The organism is Gammaproteobacteria bacterium (genome assembly GCA_028817225.1).
Classification (GTDB): Bacteria; Pseudomonadota; Gammaproteobacteria; order Poriferisulfidales; family Oxydemutatoraceae; genus Oxydemutator.
In genome coordinates this window covers 1-15,929 of record JAPPQC010000028.1, presented here as the reverse complement: position 1 = coordinate 15,929, position 15,929 = coordinate 1, and the positions used below count along the sequence as shown (strand labels likewise).

Genomic DNA, 15,929 nt, shown 5'->3' with positions numbered 1-15,929 from the left:
CCGCCCAACCGGTTCCGCGCAACTTCCCGCCAGTCCATGTCTGATTCCGCCCCCGGCCCTGTTCTCTACCGCCCGCGCCCGCTGAAACTGCCCGCGCATCTCGGGCTGGAGCGCGAGGTCGCGCGGTTTTCGGAAAACATCAAGCCGCACCATCCGTCGTTTGACCTGGACACGCTGTTCTACGATGTGTTTCGCAGCCACGACCGCCGCAAAATCATCGCCCTCGGCCCGGAGTTGCGCAACCTCGCCGCCGATGTCCTGCCGCTGCGGATTGAATGCCGCGGGCGGCGACTGCGCTACCGCTGCAACAAACTGCGCAACCGCAAACTTGCGCTGCATTATCCGGAAGAACTGCACATCCTTGAAATCTTCGCCGATGAAAGCCTGCCGGCTGCGGACGAACCGCTGGAACTGGTGTTCCGGTGGAAGTCGTTTGAACAGCGCGCGGTGGTGCCGCCGAACCCGCTGGCGGCGCTGCCGCCGGTCACGCTGACGCTGTACACGCTGCAAAAAGACAACCCGCCGGAGTGGATACGCGACTGGTGCCTTTACCACCACCGCGTGCACGGGGTCGAGCGCGTCGTCATCTACGACAACGGTTCCGCCGACGCCGCCGATTTGCCGGGGCATCTGGCCGCGCTCGACGCCGGCCTGGAAACGGTTCTGGTTGACTGGCCGTTCCCCTACGGCGACCACCTCAACCAGCCCTGCCAGCACGGTTCGTTGAACCACTGCCCGCGCATTTTCGGCGACCGTTCGGCGTATTATCTGAGTTTTGATGTGGATGAATACCTCGTCAACCGCACATCGCTGCCGCTGCGGGATTATCTGAAGAAGCGCCTGACCGGCGCGGTTTCGGCGCTGCTGGTGCCCGAGGTCTGGGCGCCGTACATCAGGCTCGACACCGGCCGTCTCGCCCGCGTCTCCGATTACAATGTTCGCTACAAATCACCGGCGGATGTTCATCCGGATGCCGTGATGCGCCCGAAACCCGTCTTCAGGCACGAGGGAACCCGCTATGTCGGCGTGCACCTCTGCCGCCCGCAAATGCCGAAAGCCGGGCTGGTTGTCGAGAAGTTGCGCAGGATATGGGAATGGCTGCATTGGCGCTGCGGAGTCTGGATGCCGTCCCACTGCTTTCGCAAAATGCAAATCCGGCTGCCCGGCTATTATCTGTGGGAAGAGTGCGCCGAGCGCGACCTGTATTACCTGCATTACCAGGGACTGTTCAGCGACTGGAAGGAGGGAGAATCGCCCGCCCGCGTCCCCGTCGCCTTCGACCCGGCCGTCCACGAGGCCGACACCGAAATGCCGCCGATACTGGAGAAACACGGCATCGGCCGCTGACGGCGCGCCGGTGTCGTGGTGGAGCCGAGGGGATTTGAACCCCTGACCTCGACAATGCGAATGTCGCGCTCTCCCAACTGAGCTACGGCCCCGGTGCGACGCCCGCCATTGTACGGCCTCGCGCCCGTCAAGCCAAATCGCCGCCGGGGCGCAGTTCCTTCGGCAGCGGGAAGGTCACGGTTTCCTCGATGCCGGCGACCTCGCCGATGCGGTGGGCGCCGCGGCTTTGCAGTTCGGCGACGACGGCCTGCACCAGCGTTTCCGGCGCCGACGCGCCCGCCGACAGGCCGATGCGGCGTTTGCCGTCGAGCCAGCGCCGCTTGATTTCGGCGGCGCCGTCTATCAGGTGCGCCTCGACGCCGCGTTTCAGCGCGATTTCCAGCAGGCGGTTGGAATTGGAACTGTTGCGCGAGCCGACAATCAGTATCAGGTCGCATGTGCCGACCAGTTGCTTGACGGCGTTCTGGCGGTTCTGCGTGGCGTAGCAGATGTCGTCCTTGCGCGGGCGGCGGATGCCCGGAAAGCGCCTCTCCAGCACCGCGACGATGTCGGCGGTGTCGTCCACCGACAGCGTCGTCTGGGTAACAAAGGCCAGCCGCGCCGGGTCGCGCACGCGCACCGCGCGTGCATCGGCGACCGTCTCGACGAGGTGGATTGTGCCGCCGCCCTCATCACACTGCCCCATTGTGCCCGCCACTTCCGGGTGGCCGCGGTGGCCGACGAGTATTGTTTCCAGCCCTTCGCGGCTGTTGCGCACAACTTCAAGGTGCACCTTGGTAACCAGCGGGCAGGTCGCGTCGAGCACTTTCAGCCGCCGTTGCCGCGCCTCTTCGCGCACCGCGCGCGACACGCCGTGGGCGCTGAAAATGACGACGGCGCCGTCGGGAACATCTTTCAGTTCCTCGACAAAAACCGCGCCCTTGCCGCGCAGCGTCTCAACGACAAAGCGGTTGTGCACAACCTCGTGGCGAACATAAATCGGCGGCCCGAGGGTTTCCAGCGCACGCTCGACAATCTCAATCGCGCGGTCCACGCCGGCGCAGAAGCCGCGCGGATTAGCCAGCAGTACTTCCATCGTTCCCCCCAAGACCGCTCTTGCATTCCCCGCGCAGGCAAGCGCCGGCGGGCACAGCGCCGCCGGGCCGCCAAAGGCCGCTCTTGCATTCCCCGCGCAACGGCGCGCGCGAATCAGCCGGCGGCGCTTCCATCCTTTTCCTCTTTGCCGGCGACGGCGACGGCGACGATGAGCAGCGCGCCGGCGGTGATGCAGGCGTCGGCGACATTGAACGCGGGCCAGTGGTACAGGCCGTAATACAAATCGAGAAAGTCCACGACATGGCCGCGGAACAAGCGGTCTATCGCGTTGCCGACGGCGCCGCCCAGAATCAGCGACAGGCCGGCGGCGGCGGTTTTGTCGCCGGGGCCGAGCCGCGCCAGCCACGACCACAGCAGCGCCGACACCGCGACCGCCGCGCCGATGAAAAACCAGCGCTGCCAGCCGCCGGCGTCGCTCAGCAGGCTGAAAGCGGCGCCGCTGTTATAGACCAGCGTCAGGTTGAACGACGGCAGCAGCGGCTGCGGCGCGTGCAGCGCCAGCCAGTGTACGGCGGCAAACTTCGTCGCCTGGTCAACGACAACCGCCGCCAGCGACAACCCCAGCCAGTTACGCACAGCGCCGCTCCGCGAAGCCGCCGGTTGCAGACTCCGGCCAGTTACGCATGATGCCGCCCGCAAAACCGCTTGCCGCAGGCTTCAACCAGTTACGCACAGCGCCGCTCCGCGAAGCCGCCCGCCGCAGACTCCGGCCCATCACGCCCGTTGCCCGCCGTCGCTGCCGCCCGGTTACGCATACAGCCGCACCTCGCCGTCGCCGCTGACATTGGTTACGCAGCGGTCGCACAGGTCGCGTCCGTCGGCGAGTTCGTCGCGGTGGTGCCAGCAGCGTTGGCACTTCATGCCGCCGCTGTTGACGACGCGCAGTTTCATCTCGTCGCTGATGGCGACGGCGTCTTCACCGGCGTCGGCCAGCGGGCGCACGGCGGCCTGCGATGTAATCATCACAAACCGCAGTTCGCCGCCCAGCGCCTCGAGCAGGCGGCGGTCGTCGCCGTCGCAGAAAATCTCGACGCCGGCGTCCAGCGACGAACCGATTCTGTCGTCGCGCCGCAACCGCTCCAGTTCGCCGGCGACGGCGCCGCGAATGCCGATGATGCGCCGCCACTCGTCCATCGTCAGCGCGTCGCCGTCGCCGAGATCAAACAGCCCGGTGTGCCACTCGCACAGAAAAACCGACTCGCGTGTCTCGCCCGGCAGCGCCCGGTGTATCTCGTCGGCGGTGAAACTCAGCACCGGCGCAATCCACCGCGCCAGCGCCAGCGCGATGTGGTGCATCGCCGTCTGCGCCGAGCGCCGCGGCACGCCGTCGGCGGCGGTGGTGTAGAGGCGGTCCTTGATGATGTCCAGGTAAAAGCCGCCCATCGCGGTGGTGCAGAAGTTGTGTATCCGGTGCACGATGCGGTGGAACACATAATCGCCGTAGTCGCCGCGGATGTCGCGCTGCAGGGCCGCCGCCGCCGCCACCGCCCAGCGGTCCAGCGCCAGCATTTGCGCCGGCGCCACGGCGTGTTGCGCCGGATTGAAGCCGTGCAGGTTGGCGAGCAGAAAGCGCGCGGTGTTGCGGATGCGGCGGTAGGCGTCGGTGGTGCGTTTCAGTATCTCGTCGGAAATCGCCATCTCGCCGCTGAAGTCGGTCGCCGCGACCCACAGCCGCAGCACATCGGCGCCGAAACGCTCGATGACCTTCTGCGGCGCGACGACATTGCCCCGCGACTTCGACATCTTCTGCCCGCGCGCGTCCACCGTGAAGCCGTGCGTCAGCACGCCCTTGTACGGCGCCCGCCCGCGGCACGCCACCGAGGTCAGCAGCGACGACTGAAACCAGCCGCGGTGCTGGTCGGAGCCTTCCAGGTAGAGGTCGGCGGGGCTTGCCAGTTCGTCGCGGCGGTCGAGCACACAGGCGTGGGTGACGCCGGAGTCAAACCACACATCGAGCGTGTCGGTCACCTTGTCGTAGTCGCGCGCCTCGTCGCCCAGCAGGTCGCGCGCGTTGAGTTCAAACCACGCCTCAACGCCGTCCTTCTCGACAAGGCGCGCGACCTGCTCGATCAGTTCGTGCGTGCGCGGATGCGGCGCGCCGTCCTTGCCGGCGGTGAACAGCGCAATCGGCACGCCCCAGTGGCGCTGGCGCGACACGCACCAGTCGGGGCGCGCCTCCAGCATGCCCTCCATGCGCGCGCGGCCCCACGCCGGCGTCCAGCGCACACCGGCGCACGCCGCCAGCGAGCGTTGCAGCAGGTCTTCGTGTTCCATGCCGATAAACCACTGCGGCGTCGCGCGCGAAATCACCGGCGTCTTGTGGCGCCAGCAGTGCGGGTAACTGTGGCGGTGGTCTTCGGCGTGCAGCAGCGTGCCGCGCCGTTTCAGCGCGGCGGCGATGTCGTCGTCGGCCTTGCGGATGTGCTTGCCGGCCAGTTCGCCCGCCGTTTGATTGAACAGGCCGTCGCCGCCGACCGGCGTCGTCGCCGGCAGTTGATGGCGCAGGCCCAGGTGATGGTCGTCGGCGCCGTGCGCCGGTGCGATGTGCACGGCGCCGGTGCCGGCGTCGGTCGTTACATGGCCGCCGGGCACCACCGCCACCTCGCGCCCGTCGAGCGGATGGCGCAGCCGCAGACCGTCCAGCGCGGCGCCCTTGAAGCGCGCCATCACCGTCGCCGCCATGCCGTAGCGCGCGGCGCACGCCTCGGCAAGGCTTTCGGCGACAACAACGCCGATGCGTTTGCCGCCGCCATCGCCGCCATCCGGCCCGCCTTCAAGCACGCCGTCCAGCAGCACATAATCCAGTTCCGGGTGCAGTGCGACGGCCTGGTTGGCGGGCAGTGTCCACGGCGTCGTCGTCCAGATGGCGACGCCGCCGCCGTCGCCGGCATCGGCGCCGGTGCGGCGTTGGAAGTCGGCGGCGTCGTTGATGACGAACAGCGCGTCCACCGCGCGCGAGGTCTTGTCGCGGTATTCCACTTCGGCCTCGGCCAGCGCCGACGCGCATTCAAGGCACCAGTACACCGGCTTTTCACCGCGGCGCAGGTAGCCTTTGTGCATCAGCGCGCCCAATGTCCTCAGGATGTCGGCCTCGCAGCGGAAGTCCATGCTGAGATAGGGGTTCTGCCAGTCGCCGAGCACGCCGAGGCGGATGAAATCGCGCCGCTGCCGCTGCATCTGTTCGCCGGCGTAGTCGCGGCATCGTTTGCGAAAGCGCGCCGCGCCCGCAGCGTCGGCGGGCTTGCCGAGTTCCTTCTCGACGCGCTGTTCAATCGGCAAGCCGTGGCAATCCCAGCCCGGCACAAACGGCGCGTCAAAGCCTTCCAGCAGTTTGCTCTTGACGATGATGTCTTTCAATATCTTGTTGACGGCGTGGCCGATGTGAATGTCGCCGTTGGCGTAGGGCGGGCCGTCGTGCAGGATGAACCGGTCGCGCCCCTTGCGCGCCTCGCGCACGCGCCGGTAGAGGCCGGCGGCCTCCCAGCGCGCCAGCATCTCCGGCTCGCGCCGCGCCAGGTTGGCGCGCATCGGAAACGCCGTTTGCGGCAGGTTCAGCGTGTCTTTGTAGTCGTTCGCCATGATGCGCCGTGCGCCGCGCTCCCCCGGTTTGCGGAACGCCGGTTCAGCGTGTTCTTGCAGTCGTTCGCCATGCGCGCCACCGGTGCGGCTTCAGGCGCGCGCGGCGGCGCGGCGGCGCGCGCCGTCGTCAAACCAGCGGCGCGCGGCCACGATGTCGTTGGCGATGTTCTCTTTCAGTTCCTCGACCGACGAGAATTTTTTCTCGTCGCGTATCCGGAAAAGCGGGCGCACCTCCAGGCGCCGCCCGTAGAGGTCGCCGCTGAAATCAAGCAGGTGCGCCTCCAGTTGCCACCGGCGCAGCCCGGCGTCATTGAGCGTCGGGCGAAAGCCGGCGTTGGCGACGCCGCGGCGCGTGTCGCCGCCGCCGGCGACCTCAACGGCGAACACACCGGCCAGCGGTGGCCGGCGCGGCCCGCAGGCGATGTTGGCGGTCGGAAAGCCGAGTTGCGCGCCCAAACCGCGCCCGGCGACGATGCGCCCGGCAACGCTGTAAGGCCGCCCCAGCAGGCGGTTGGCGGCGGCGATGTCGCCGGCCAGCAGCGTCTCGCGGATGCGCGTGCTGCTGATGCGCGCGCCGTCGCCGGAAACCGCGGCGACCTGTTCGGCGTCAAAGCCGTGGCGCGCGCCGGCTTCGCGCAGCATGGCGAAATCGCCTTCGCGGTTTTTGCCGAAACGAAAATCGTGGCCGACGACCAGCCCGCTGACGGCGAGGCCCCGCACCAGAAACCGCTCGATGAAAACGGCGGCCTCCATGTCGGCGATGGCGCGCGAAAACCGCAGGCACACGAGGCGTTCCACGCCGAGGCCGGCCAAGTGCGCCGCGCGTTCGCGCAGGCGGTACAGGCGCGGCGGCGGCGGCGCGGCGAAAAACTCCGGCGGCAGCGGCTCGAACAACACAACGACCGACGGCAGGCCGCGCGCCGCCGCCATCCGCCGCAGCCGCCCGATGACGGCCTGATGGCCCGGATGCAGCGCGTCAAATCCGCCGACGGTGGCGACGCAGGGGCCGCCCGCGCGCGCCAGGCCGCGTTCTCCGTGGAAGCACTCCATGCGCCGATTATACAGGCGCCGCCGTTCAGAAACCTTTGTCAATCGCGCTTGTGCGGGGGGGGGGTGGCCGTTTTCGCTGTATAATCCGCGCATGTCCGGGGAGAGGAAAAGTCGGGCGCCGCGGTTTGCCAGCGGCGTGCGCCCCGCGCCTGCAACACGGCGCGGACACGCCGCAAGAAAAAGTTGGGTGTCGCGGCTTGCCGGCGGCTGTTGCGTGCCGCACCTGCTGGCCGTCCTGCTGGCGTCGCCGGCGGCGTGGCTGCCGGGGGAGGCCGGGGCCGATCATATTCTGCCGGCCCAGGTTCGCCTGGACAAATTCAGCGGCGATCCGAATCTTGAAATAATAGCCGACCCTGTTCGCAGGCCCGGAATATACCCGCATAATTTTCTTGGCGAGGATGTCTTGCCGCAGGGATACACCCGGCGGTGTGTTAGCAGATTCGTGGACGGGAGTTGCGATATAGAGCACATCATTGCCCCCGACGGGACCGACCTCGGCTCGTACGAGGGTTTGATTGCCATTGACCGGGGAATCCTCTCGTCTTCTTCAACCCATGCCCTGACGGACTTCAGAAGGGTCTATCGCGCGAACGAAGGCAGGCTCAACGCCGACGGCATTCTGGTGAACGGCATGCCGGTGTTCTCGACCTACAGTGCGCCGACCGCCGCATGCACGCAGGAGGCCATTGCCATGTGCGTGGATCCCGCCGAGCACTGCCCGGATGTGGAGCAGACCTCCGAATCGCAGGGCCTGTGGCGAAACACCAGCCTGACGCCGATTTCCACCTGCTGCACCTTCGGCTACAGCGGAGACGATGGCCCCCCCACCAAGTTGTCCGGCGTGCTGGAGCAGGCGCGCTTCGTTGAATACGCGCCGCACTTTGACCCGGTGTTCATCAATGCCACCCGGTCGCACACCGAAGTCTGGGCTGGCCCGTTCCAGATAACGGTGCCGAGCGGGCAAGGCCCGCGGTGGCAGGCGTGCCAGACGGTGCGCCGGGATGTGGTGTCGCAGGAAGTGCTGGTTTTCCGGTGCACCGTGCTGACCTTCGAGGTGCTGAGGGCGGACGGATGCGTCAGGGACCGGGAAGTCGGCCACATCAGTTCGCAGGTCTATACGACTTATATTGAGGTCAACGATGTGGAGCCGCCGACCGCGCGCGTGGAGTCGCGGCCCGGCGTGACCGTGGAAGAAGTTGAGACCTTTGAGGGCAGAAGCCATGCGCTGACCGGCATCGGCGCCGACCCGGACGGCGACACCGTTACCTACCAATGGAGCCAGGCCGCCGCCGTCGGCGGCGCCCGTGTCTCGATACAGTCGCCGACGACGGCGAGGAGCAGTTTCGTCATGCCGGAAGTGCGCGCCCCGGGAGGGCGGGCGGTGCACACGGTGCGGCTGACGGTGACGGACAGTGTCAGATTGTCCGATTTCCACGAGGTGCGGTTTGTCGTCAAGGACACCAGTCCGCCGCGCCCGCACGCCGGCTTTGACCAGCAGGTGACGGTGTCGTCCACCGACAGCGCGCCGAACCGGTTCGCGCTGGACGGCGGCCTCAGCCGCGATGCGCGCGGCGGCAGTTTCACCGACCGGCTGCGCTACACCTGGGAGGAGGTGGACGGCGCCGCCAGCAACCGGCCCGTCGCCGGCGGCGGGTCGCTGATTCCGGGCGGGCGCGCTTTCAGCGTGAGGGTGACGCTTGATGTGCCGACGACGCTGACAACGCACCACTTTCGCCTGACCACCCGCGACATCTTCACCGAGCGCCAGGCGCAGGACTGGGTCACCGTCATCGTGCGTCCGCCCGCCGAAGTGGAAATCGCCGTCACCGGCACCACCAGCATCCGCGACGGCGTCTTCACGCCGCTGCCCGACGGCGGCGCCTTTGAGGAAGGCGCCATCGCGCCGTTCACCGTGTCGGTGCCTGAAACGTCGATCTTTGAAGACGGCAATATCAGCGCCAACTGGCGGATTCTGCCGACCGGCGTCAATCCGCTGGAGCCGGAGGACTTTGAAGTCATCCCCGGCGAGATCGCCGTCAACGGCGTCACCGTCGAGATCAGGGAAGACTACATCGGCGGCACGCTGGTGCTGAGGCCCGGCAGAACCCGCGTGCAGCTGCCCATCCGCGTCGTGGACGATGTCCTCAACGAAAGCACCGAGACGCTGACGATTGAGTTGAGCAATGTCCAGAATGCCGCCAATGCCGAGTCCGCTCTCCGGCATGTCGTCAGCGTGGCGCAGAGCGACCCCATCCGCTATTTCATGGGCCTGGATCACGCGGGCGCGCCGCTTCAATACCCCGTCGTGGACGAGGACGCGAACCCGCAGGGAACCCCGGTCAGTGTCGTCGCGTCGCTGACCGGCCCGTCGGAAGGCCAACTGATTGTCTTCGCGCGTCTTTCCGGCACCGCCATCGCCGGCACCAACACCGAGGTTGCGCTGAGCACCACCGGTCGTCTGACGGCGGTGTTCGAGCCGTTCCAGACCAGCCAGACTTACGACCTGAACATCATTGACGACGACGAGACCGAGGTGGGCGAGACCATCTCGCTGACGCTGGAGGATCGCTTCATTGCGAATGTCCGCGCCGGCGAGGTCAGCCGCACGCCGCGCGTGGGGCGCATCGGGCTGGTTACTTCCACCGTCGTCATCGCCGAAAGCGACTTCCGCACGACGCTCGGTTTTCGCCGCGATTACACGCTGGTTGAAGGCGCCAGCACGCAGGTGTGCGTGTCGGTGTCGTCGCCGCCGCCCGCCGAATTCAGGCCCGGCAGAAATGTCTATGTCGAGGTGGCGCCCGTTTTCGGCGCCGACGAGCCGGGTGTCGTCGGCGGCGACGAAAGCACCTTCGCCGCCGCCGGCGACATCGGCGCCGGCCTGGCCGGGCTGCGTCTCGGCCCCTTCAACAACGCGAACAACGGCAACAACCTGGAGCACTGCTTCAATCTGGCCACCATTGAAGACGCGGTGCCCGAGGACACCGAGCGGCTGGTGCTGCGGCTGGCGACCACAACGGTGGCGACCGGCCCCGAGGCCCTGCGAACATCGGTGGCGGACCGGCATGTCACCTTTCAGTCCGGCCTCAGCATCGTCACCATCACGGATGACGACCCCGTCGTCATCGGCTGGGAGCAACAGTTCGTTGACATCGCCGAGGGCGGTTCGGCCACCATCAGCGCCGTCATCATCAGCCCGCCGGACAGCACGCCCATCGAGCGCAACCCCTTCTATCTGGGCGTTGGCACGGTGGCGGGCAGCGCCGCCCCCGGCGACTATACAACCGCCACCGCTGCGCGGCTGGGCCGGGCGTTCGGCCACGACCGGCGCCGCGTGGACTTCCCGATTCGCGCGCCCGGCCCGGCAGGCGTTGTGGACGACCCGCTGAACGAGGCGGCAGAGGCTTACGGCATTGACCTCGTCTTTCTGGACGAGGACCTGATTGAAGACCTGGAACTGGATCCCGTTACCGGCCTTTTGCGGCCCGTCAGCGCCGAGGATGTGGATTTGTCGTACGGCGCCGTCGAGAATGTCGTCATCCGCGCATCGTCGGCGCGCGCGATTGTCCGCATTCCGCAAAACGACCCGCTCTTTGTCACCATCATCGGCCCCGCCGGGCAGGTAACGGAAGGCCGCACGGCGGTGTTTTCCGTGTTGATGCTCACCCCCACGAACCCCCCCGCCACCGCGCCCTCGCAAGGCTTTGTCGCCGTTACCTGGACTGTTGCCGGCGTTACGGCGGGCGATTACACCGACGAAAGCGCGTTGCCGGGGTTGCCGCCGGGAACGACGCTGATTCCGCCGGGCGCGCCGGGCGCGCAAATCCGCCTGCGTATCACCGACGATGACGAGGCCGAGACCGCAGAGACGCTGACGGTTACGCTGCACGGCGTGTCGGTCGGCGCCGGCGGCGGCGCGGTCAGCCGGATTCCCCAGGCGGCCAGCGCCGCCGTCATGCTGCGCGACAAGCCGCCGCTGCCGGTTCCGGGCATCGCCTTCGGCGCCGCCGCGCCGGTGGCCGAGAACACGCCCGCCAACTTCACCGCCACCATCAGCCGCGCCCCCGGCACGCCGCCGGACGCGGTGCTGCAATACACCGTTACGCAGGTGGCCGACGCCACCACCGACACCGCCGTTGCCCGGGCCGACCCGAACCACGCGCCGATTGACAACCCGTCCGGCGCGGTTGCCGCCGGCGGCGGCATCAGCGTCGCCTGGACGGCGCCGTCGGTGGTCAGCCAGACCGCCGTTTATTTCCGCGTTGTCGCCACCGCCGCCGCCGCCGATTATCTTTCTTCCAGCGCCGCCGCCGTGTACGCCGTGAATGTGCGCGACACCGCGCCGCCGTCGGCGCAGGCGGGCGCCGATCTCGCCGTTGTCGAGCACACGACTTCAACCCTCGCCGCCGTCATCGCCGACCCCGACGGCGACGCCGTAACCGCGCGCTGGAGCGGGCCGCCGGGCGTTGTTTTTGACGACAGCGCCGACCCCGCCGCCGTCGCCACCTGGACGGGCGTCACGGCGGGAACCACCGGCGGCCTGACGCTGACGCTGACGGTGACCGACTCCGTCGGCCTGACGGCGACCGACACGCTGCAAGTCGTCGTGCGCAGCGACGCGGCGCCGACGGCGCGCGCCGGCGACGACCAGACGCAAATCACCGGCGAGGAAATCACGCTGGACGGCGGCGGCAGCCGTGACGCGCGCGGCGGCGGCCACACCGGCCAACTGCGCTACGGCTGGCGGCAGACGGACGCGGACGGCGGCGCGTTCAGCGGGCCGCAAGCCGACCGCGCCGAACTGGCGTCGCCGCACGCCGCCGCAACCACCTTCAGCGCGCCGCTGCTGCCGACGACGCAGTACTTTGAACTGACGGTGACCGACACCGTAACGATGCGCGCGACGACCGACAGCGTCGCCATTGCGCTGATTGCGCCGGTGGGCCGCAGTTTTTCGGTCGCCGCCGCGCCGCGGGTGGACGAGGGCGCGACGCTGACCTTCACCGTCCGCATTGGCCGCACCGAGGATGTGCCCGCTCCCGCCGACCGCATCAGCGTGGCGTGGGTTGTTACCGGCACCGGCGTCGTCACCAGCGTCGCCGAGGCCGACTTCGGCGGCACCGCCGCCGGCACAACCTTTCCGTCCGGCACCGCGACCATTCCGGACGGCGCGCGCGAGGTCGTCGTCGCCGTGCCGACATTCAACGACACCCTTGATGAGAACGCCGAGACCTGGAATGTCATCATCCGCAACCCGCAGGGGCTGGGCACCAGGCTGGGCGCGGTGACTTCGCAGGCCGGCGTCATCAATTCCAGCGATGCGGCATCGCCGCCGCCGGCGCCCGTCGCCGACGCCGGCGCCGACCGCAGCGTCGCCGAGGGCGTTGTCGGCAACGACGGCATGCTGGTTCCGGCAACCATCACGCTGGCGGCGACCGGCACGCGCGCCGCAGGCGACACCGCCAGCGATTTCCTGACCTTCCGCTGGACGCAGGTGTCCGGCGACTTTGACGGCGCCCCGGCCATCGCCGACACCGACCCCGCCGCCGTGCAGTTGAGCGGCGCCGACACCGACCGCGCCCGTTTCACCGCGCCGAATGTCGCCGCGTCGGCGACGCTGGTTTTCCGCTTCACCGCCACCGCCGCGCGCGGCGGCATGAGCACCTCGTCAAGCGACCTGGTGCAGGTGACGGTTCACGATGTGCAGCCGCCGGCGGCGGATGTGGCCGCCGACTTCATTGAAGTCATTGAAGGCGAAGTCACGACGCTGACCGCCACCGCCGCCGACCCGGACGGCGGCGCGGTGGCGCTTGCATGGAATCTCCCGCAGCAACTCAGCAGCGCGCGCGCGCTGACCGTCTTCAATGCAGTCACCGACGGCGCGTCCGCCGCCACCACCGCCACCTCGGTGTTTGTGTGGCCGGACATCGGCTCCGGCATCAGCCGCAGTTTCACGCTGACGCTGGTTGCGACCGATGCCGCCGGCCTCGCCGGGGCGGATTCGGTTGTCGTGCGCGTCCGCGACAACACGCCGCCGCGCGCCAATCCGGGGCCTGACCGCACGGTGTTCGTCGGCGACACGGTGGTGCTGGACGCCGGCAACAGCCGCTCGGCCCTGACCACCGACAGCACCGCCGGCCTGTCGTTCCTGTGGCAGCAGGCGCTCTCGGAAGACCCGCGCGACCCGGTGCTGCCCGAAGGCCAGTTCGGTTATGTGCTGACTTCCACCGGCACCGCCGTAACGACCTTTGTCGCGCCCGACCTCGGCGCGGATGAACTGGCGTTTTACTTCCGGCTGACGGTGGACGACCTTGCCAGCGTCAGCCGGCAGAGCGCCTCGGCGACGGTGGTCATCACCGTGCGCAGGCGCCCGTTGCCGCCGCTCAGCGTCGGCGCCATCCCGGCGCAGGCCGTCAACGAGGGGCGGCGCGTGGTCCTTGCAGGCGCGGCGGTGCAGGACATGCGGTTTGTAACCTCCACCGTGGCGTACCGCTGGACGCAGACCGGCGGCGCCGCCGTGCAACTGAGCGGCGCCGACACCGCCAACGCGTCGTTTGTCGCGCCGGATGTCGCCGCGCCCACTGACTACACCTTCCGGCTGACCGCGATGGCGAGCCGCCCCGGCTATATGGACGCCGCCGCCAGCGCCACCGCGCTGGTAACCGTCAACGACACCGAGGCGCCGGTGGTGACGCTGCCCGCCGACATCGCCGTCGCCATTGAGGGCACGAGCGCGACGGTAACCGGCGCCGCGTCCGACCCGGACGGCGACGCCAACCTGACCTGGTCGTGGCGGCAAATTGTGCCCGACCCGAACAACCCGCGGGCGCCGCGCGTCGGCATTGAGGCGACGACGGGCACCGCCGTTGTGACCTTCCCCGACATTTCGGCGAGATTGGGAACGCAGTCGTTCACGCTGGAACTGGCGGCAACCGACAGCCAGGGGCTGGTGGGCGCGGACACCATCAGCGTTACCGTGCGCGACAACAGCCCGCCGACCATCGGCCCGTTCGCGGTGCCCGGAACCTTCAACCCGTACGCGGAGTCCGGATCCTTCTGGCAAAACCCGGACAGGCCGAGGGTGGCCATCCTGAACGCCGATGCCAGCCGCAACGCCGCCGGCGGCAGAGCCGACCTGGTGTACCGCTGGGAGCAGATTGTGTCGAACACGCCCGCCGCCGCCGCGGTGTCCGGCGGCAACCCCCTCGCGCTGACACTGAGGAACAGCACCAGCACCATCGCGAGTTTCACGCCGCCGCACTACAATGTTGTGACCCCGGTGCACTTCCGCTTCACCGTAACCGACACTCTCACACAGCAGAGCAGCATGGTGCAGGCGACGGTGAGACTGACGCCTCATACCGCGCCCGGGGCGTACTGGGTTTCCCGTAACTTCAGGCGGCAGGGCGGGTGGATACCGAGTTCTTACCGGGTCAACGAAGGCGCCCGGATTCGCGTGCGCGTGCCTTATACGGGGGATATCCTGTTCAACAGGGTTGAAAGGAGTGTCTGGCAGCAGGTGGACAGAAATAACACCGCCCTCGCCTTGCCGCTGCGCGATGATGACCCGCACCGCATCGCGTTTGGGCCGCCGCCGCCGCGCCCGGCGCTTGAGCCGCCCGGCCCGCAGTCAGGGGTGTTTGGTCGCAACGACAACCCGGCCACTTGGCTGGACGCGTGGTTCCGCGCGCCGGATGTGAGCGAACCCACCAGGCTGTACCTCCGCTATACCGTTGTTACGCATCATTCAGACGACCGCCATATCTCTTGCCTGACTCACAACGGATTGTGGACTGATGACGGTCGCAACTGCCCCGGGTTGAACCACGATTACGCCCCCACCACCGGAGACAGCCGCATCTTTACTATTCTCGTCAACGACACCGAGCCGCCGGTGGTGGAGGCGGGCGAGGCCATCATGGTTGACGAGAACGAGGAATTCCGGATTGTCAGCGCCACGGCCAGCGACCCGGACGGCAGCCCGCTGCAACTGGAGTGGAGCCAAAGCCCGTCGTTTCCGCCGGTTGTTTTCTCGACCGACGCGGTTCTCGGCGACGAGATGACCGCCTACAATGTCCTCAATCCCGTCATCAGCGTCGTCAATATCCAGCGCGGCACCGTCGGCGCCGTCACCCTGAGGCTGACGGCGACCGACCGGCAGGGCCTCACCGGGTTTGATGAAGTCGTCGTCAACTACCGCAGCGGCGCCGGCGCGCGCGCCAGCGCGGGCCCCGACCAGACGCTGTATGCGCCGCTGGAGGGCATCGTCGTAACGCTGGACGGCAGCGGCAGTCTCGCCGCCCGCGACAGCGTGGACGCGGCCAGCCGCAGCGAGCGCTTGCAGTATTCGTGGCGGCAGGTGGCCGCCGACGATGTCAATGCCCCGGCAATCGCCAGCACCGCCCCCGCCGCCGTGCTGACGCGACTGACCGGCGCCGACACCGCGAGACCGACGGTGCTGCTGCGGGCGCACCAGGGCGCCGCGCCGCTGCCGCGCTACTTCCGGCTGACGGTGACCGACAGCGTTACCGGCGGTTCCGATTCCGATGTGGTGGCCCTCGTCGTCAATCCGCCGCGCGTTCTGGATGTCGCGGTGCTGAACCGGCAATTCACCCCCGCCGCCATCAGCGCGGACGAAGGCGAATTTCGCCTGGTTCTGATGCGGCTCACCAGCGGGTTGGACCATCCGACAACGGTGACGGTGAACTGGGAAATCAGGCCGAACCGGGTGGCGGGCCGCGACCCGGCGGAACCGGAGGACTTCTGCCCGGCGGCGGGCTTCCGCGTGGGCAACAATGTGTTCCCGAACAACGCCTACCCGGGCGGGCCCGCCGCGTTTCCGGTGGGCCAGCGCCAGTTGG

General features: G+C 68.3%; 6 protein-coding genes and 1 tRNA gene. 2 read left to right on the top strand and 5 right to left on the bottom strand.

Features of this window, described 5'->3' with window-relative positions; translation table 11 throughout:
• Window positions 1–36: 36 nt before the first annotated feature.
• Window positions 37–1,347 carry a hypothetical protein gene (locus OXU50_03920; GenBank protein ID MDD9869025.1) on the top strand — a complete coding sequence of 437 codons (1,311 nt, stop codon included), beginning with the start codon at window positions 37–39 and terminating at the stop codon, window positions 1,345–1,347.
• A gap of 16 nt (window positions 1,348–1,363) precedes the next feature.
• On the opposite strand, the gene OXU50_03915 is transcribed toward OXU50_03920, so the two are convergent.
• The 5 genes from OXU50_03915 to ribF form a co-directional block, all read right to left on the bottom strand.
• Window positions 1,364–1,439 (bottom strand) — tRNA-Ala (locus tag OXU50_03915).
• Window positions 1,440–1,474: 35 nt separating this feature from the next.
• Window positions 1,475–2,422 (bottom strand): 4-hydroxy-3-methylbut-2-enyl diphosphate reductase, encoded by a 948-nt coding sequence (ispH, locus tag OXU50_03910; protein ID MDD9869024.1) that lies wholly within the window; start codon window positions 2,420–2,422, stop codon window positions 1,475–1,477.
• A gap of 113 nt (window positions 2,423–2,535) precedes the next feature.
• Complete coding sequence (gene lspA, locus OXU50_03905) at window positions 2,536–3,018, bottom strand: signal peptidase II (protein MDD9869023.1); 483 nt, start codon at window positions 3,016–3,018, stop codon at window positions 2,536–2,538.
• A gap of 171 nt (window positions 3,019–3,189) precedes the next feature.
• Window positions 3,190–6,021, bottom strand: a complete 2,832-nt coding sequence (ileS, locus tag OXU50_03900; GenBank protein ID MDD9869022.1) for an isoleucine--tRNA ligase — start codon at window positions 6,019–6,021, stop codon at window positions 3,190–3,192.
• 90 nt (window positions 6,022–6,111) lie between these two features.
• Complete coding sequence (gene ribF, locus OXU50_03895; GenBank protein MDD9869021.1) at window positions 6,112–7,071, bottom strand: bifunctional riboflavin kinase/FAD synthetase; 960 nt, start codon at window positions 7,069–7,071, stop codon at window positions 6,112–6,114.
• Window positions 7,072–7,285: 214 nt separating this feature from the next.
• Between ribF and OXU50_03890 the strand changes: the two genes are divergently transcribed.
• Window positions 7,286–15,929 (top strand): hypothetical protein (locus OXU50_03890; GenBank protein ID MDD9869020.1); only part of this gene is annotated, 8,644 nt, incomplete at its 3' end.

Excerpts from the sequence above, each read along its gene's own strand:
- OXU50_03920 (MDD9869025.1), top strand. The coding sequence starts at position 37 with ATGTCTGATTCCGCCCCCGGCCCTGTTCTCTACCGCCCGCGCCCGCTG.
- ribF (MDD9869021.1), bottom strand. The coding sequence starts at position 7,071 with ATGGAGTGCTTCCACGGAGAACGCGGCCTGGCGCGCGCGGGCGGCCCC.
- ileS (MDD9869022.1), bottom strand. The coding sequence starts at position 6,021 with ATGGCGAACGACTACAAAGACACGCTGAACCTGCCGCAAACGGCGTTT.
- ispH (MDD9869024.1), bottom strand. The coding sequence starts at position 2,422 with ATGGAAGTACTGCTGGCTAATCCGCGCGGCTTCTGCGCCGGCGTGGAC.